The sequence below is a fragment of the Bradyrhizobium sp. genome, from assembly GCF_052389815.1.
In the GTDB taxonomy this organism is placed as follows: Bacteria; Pseudomonadota; Alphaproteobacteria; order Rhizobiales; family Xanthobacteraceae; genus Bradyrhizobium.
In genome coordinates this window covers 1-3,226 of the sequence record NZ_JBQTHN010000150.1, presented here as the reverse complement: position 1 = coordinate 3,226, position 3,226 = coordinate 1, and the positions used below count along the sequence as shown (strand labels likewise).

The window sequence follows — 3,226 nt, the reverse complement described above, 5'->3', positions numbered from 1 at the left end:
GCAAGCTGCAGGACTACGTAAAGACAAAGCTGCTGCCGTACAAATATCCGCGCGAGGTGCTGTTCATCGACGAGCTGCCGAAGACCGGCACGGGCAAGATCGACCGGCAGGCGTTGTTGAGGATGTAGCGGACGCCTCGTTCTGACTGTCATCGCCCGCGAAGGCGGGCGATCCAGTATTCCAGAGAAGTTAGTTGCTAAATCGAGGGGCCGCGGCGTACTGGATGCTCCGCTTTCGCGGAGCATGACAAGGAGGAGCCCCTCACCCCGCCTTGCCCAGATGCTCCAGCGCATCTTCCGCGCGCAGGGGCACGCGCGAGGCTTCGTTGTTGAGATCGACGAGTTGAGTAATCAGCGAAAGAAGCACCTTGCGGTCGGCGGGCTTCAGCGGCTGCAGCATCCGCGCCTGCGCCTTTTCCACCGACGGCATAATGTCGCGCAGGACCGTGGCGCCCGCCTTGGTGAGGTAGAGCAGCTTGACCCGCTTGTCCCCGGGCGACGGCTTGCGCTCGATCAGCTTCTTCGCTTCCAGCCGCTCGATCACGCTGCCGAGCGTGGAGCGGTCGAAGGCGATCACGGCCGAGAGCCGGGTGGCGTCGATGCCGGGATGGCTATGGATCGCGATCAGCGAGCCGTATTGCACTGGCGTCAGGTCGAACGCCCTGCACTCCTCCACGAACAGCGCGACCGCGATCTGCTGCATGCGGCGAAAGAGATAACCGGGCGCGGTATAGACCGCGTCCATGGTGATGGGCGCGGGTTTACTCGGCATCGCTCTGCCTGTCCGGGGCGGCGTCGGCGAAGGCCGGCATGGCCTTGGCCGCAGCTTCGGCCTGCAGCAGGCGCGGGAAGGCGGAGACGTCGACGCCGAAGCGCCGCGCATTGGCGAGCTGCGGCACGAGGCAGAGATCGGCTGTCGTCGGCACCTCGCCGAAGCAGAACGGGCCCGGCTCTTTCGCGATCAATCTTTCGCAAGCCGCAAGGCCCTCGCGGTTGGCCCAGGCCGCCCACTCCGTCACCTTCTCCTCGGGCAATCCAAGCTGGCGCAGCCGGGCGAGCACTTTCAGGTTCTGCACCGGATGGATGTCGCAGGCGATCGCCAGCGCAAAGGCGCGCGCTTTCGCGCGCTGCAGCGCATCCAGCGGTAGCAATGGCGGCGTCGGATGAGTTTCGTCCAGCCATTCGATGATGGCGAGCGACTGGGTCAGCACGGCGCCCTCGTCGGCTTCCAGCGTCGGCACCAGCCCTTGCGGGTTGAGCACGAGATAATCGGGGGCGGTCTGCTCGCCCTTGCGCAGGTGATGGGCCAGGTGCTCGGCGGCGAGCCCCTTGAGATTCAACGCGATCCGGACCCGGTAGGCCGCGCTGCTGCGGAAATAGCCATGCAGCTTCAAAGGAACCTCCCTCGTTTCTCGCTCGTTAGCTCACATTGACGCTCGCCATATTGTCAGTATACTGTCAATCAATCGAACCGACAAGAACGGGTAGGAGGCCAGCCATGGAAGCCGTGCAGAAAACTCCGGAGCGCGAGGCGTTCTACAAGAAGATCGACGGCGAAAATCTCTCGGCGCTGTGGAATGTGATGGGCGACATCATCACCCCGGAGCCGCGCAGCGCCTGCCAGCCGCATCTTTGGAAGTTCGATGCCATCCGCGCCTACATGAACGAGGCCGGCAAGCTCATTACCGCCAAGGAAGCCACGCGAAGGGTTCTGGTGCTGGAAAATCCGGGGCTGCGCGGCCAGTCGAAGGTCACGACCTCGCTGTTTGCCGGCGTGCAGATGGTAATCCCGGGCGACGTCGCGCCATCGCACCGGCACAGCCAGTCGGCACTGCGCTTCGTGCTCGAAGGCCACGGCGCCTATACTTCGGTCGACGGCGAGCGAACCGCGATGGAGCCCGGCGATTTCGTCATCACGCCGGCGATGACCTGGCACGATCATTCCAACGAAACCGATGCGCCGATGTTCTGGCTCGACGGCCTCGACATCCCGATCGTACAGTTCCTCGACGCGTCCTTCGCCGAGGATTCCAAGGACGACCAGCAGAGCATCACCAAGCCCGTCGGCGACAGCTTCGCGCGCTATGGCCACAACCTGCTGCCGGTCGGCGAGATCAGGAAGTCGAAGACCTCGCCGATCTTCAACTATCCCTACAGCCACACCCGCGAGGCGCTGGAGCGCGCCAAGACCCGTAACGAATGGGACGCCTGCCACGGGCTGAAGCTGAAATTCTCCAATCCCGAGACCGGCGACTACGCCATGCCGACCATCGGCACCTTCATCCAGCTGCTGCCGAAAGGCTTCAAGACCGCGCGCTATCGCTCGACGGATGCCACGGTGTTCGCCGCGATCGAAGGCAAGGGCCGCACCCGCGTCGGCGACCAGACCTTCGAATGGGGCCCGCGCGATTTGTTCGTGGTGCCGAGCTGGCGCTGGGTCACGCACGAGGCCGACGCGGACTCGGTGCTGTTCAGCTTCTCGGACCGCCCGGTGCAGCAGAAGCTGGATTTGTTCCGCGAGGATCGCGGCAACGCGTGAGCGTCATTTGGCTTTTGCCATCGGGCCTTGCGCCAAATCAACCACTCTCGGCCGCCCCGGTCTAGTTTCAGCCGCCATCACTGGAAGCGGACGATGAAGCACATCCTGGACAAGGCCGAGGTCGCCCTCGAATATCCCGACAAGTTCTACAGCGGCACGTTCGAGCGCTCATCGCGCTTCGAAGCCGCGTTCGATGCGGTCGGGATGCGCCTCGTTCTCGAACGTCCCGGCGATACCGACGTGCGGAAGTCGGTCCACTTACATGTCAATTACGGACTTCTGGCCGACATTTTCGCCCAGCTCGCCGCCACGGCCTCGCGGATTCCCGCGGGCGAGCCGCATCGTGATATGCTGATCGAACCGCTGGCCGCGCTGCATCGGGCGGTCAAGGTAGGTAAGGGCTCCCAGGGATGAAGATCGCAGTTTGTCTCGCAGGCGCTCTCGCGGCGATCGCGGCCACGGGCTTTCCGTCCCTGGCGACGGCCGGCGACGCCAGGACCGGCCGGCAGCTCGCCGAACGCTGGTGCCAGTCCTGCCATGCCATCGCCGCCAACCAGCCGCTGGCGGTGACGGAAGCGCCGCCATTTGCAACCATCGCCAGGAAGCCGGGCTTCGACCAGGCAAAGACCGCAGCCTTCCTGCTCGAGCCGCATCCCAAGATGCCGCCGATCGGGCTCAGCCGTGAGGC

The 3,226-nt window shown here is 64.5% G+C and carries 6 protein-coding genes; 4 read left to right on the top strand and 2 right to left on the bottom strand.

Annotated elements, in window-relative coordinates:
• Nucleotides 1-128 (top strand): AMP-binding enzyme (locus tag ACT4OC_RS23375; RefSeq protein WP_444841404.1); only part of this gene is annotated, 128 nt, incomplete at its 5' end.
• 133 nt (nucleotides 129-261) lie between these two features.
• On the opposite strand, the gene ACT4OC_RS23370 is transcribed toward ACT4OC_RS23375, so the two are convergent.
• Both ACT4OC_RS23370 and maiA read right to left on the bottom strand, forming a co-directional pair.
• The gene (locus ACT4OC_RS23370; protein WP_444841403.1) at nucleotides 262-771 is read right to left on the bottom strand and encodes a MarR family winged helix-turn-helix transcriptional regulator; all 510 of its coding nucleotides are present in this window, start codon (nucleotides 769-771) and stop codon (nucleotides 262-264) included.
• Nucleotides 761-1,393, bottom strand: a complete 633-nt coding sequence (gene maiA, locus ACT4OC_RS23365; protein ID WP_444841402.1) for a maleylacetoacetate isomerase — start codon at nucleotides 1,391-1,393, stop codon at nucleotides 761-763. The genes ACT4OC_RS23370 and maiA overlap by 11 nt, the downstream gene beginning before the upstream one ends.
• A 104-nt stretch (nucleotides 1,394-1,497) precedes the next feature.
• On the opposite strand from maiA, the gene gtdA reads away from it, so the two are divergent.
• From gtdA to ACT4OC_RS23350, 3 genes are all read left to right on the top strand, one after another.
• Nucleotides 1,498-2,538, top strand: a complete 1,041-nt coding sequence (gtdA, locus tag ACT4OC_RS23360; protein ID WP_444841401.1) for a gentisate 1,2-dioxygenase — start codon at nucleotides 1,498-1,500, stop codon at nucleotides 2,536-2,538.
• Between the two features lie 93 nt (nucleotides 2,539-2,631).
• A complete protein-coding gene (locus ACT4OC_RS23355; protein WP_444841400.1) occupies nucleotides 2,632-2,952 on the top strand; it encodes a hypothetical protein in 321 nt (106 codons plus the stop codon).
• A partial coding sequence (locus tag ACT4OC_RS23350; protein WP_444841399.1) for a cytochrome c occupies nucleotides 2,949-3,226 on the top strand: 278 nt, incomplete at its 3' end. The genes ACT4OC_RS23355 and ACT4OC_RS23350, both read left to right, overlap by 4 nt.

Bases quoted from the DNA above. Each gene is read 5' to 3' on its own strand.
- ACT4OC_RS23370 (WP_444841403.1), bottom strand. From the start codon at position 771: ATGCCGAGTAAACCCGCGCCCATCACCATGGACGCGGTCTATACCGCG.
- ACT4OC_RS23355 (WP_444841400.1), top strand. From the start codon at position 2,632: ATGAAGCACATCCTGGACAAGGCCGAGGTCGCCCTCGAATATCCCGAC.
- gtdA (WP_444841401.1), top strand. From the start codon at position 1,498: ATGGAAGCCGTGCAGAAAACTCCGGAGCGCGAGGCGTTCTACAAGAAG.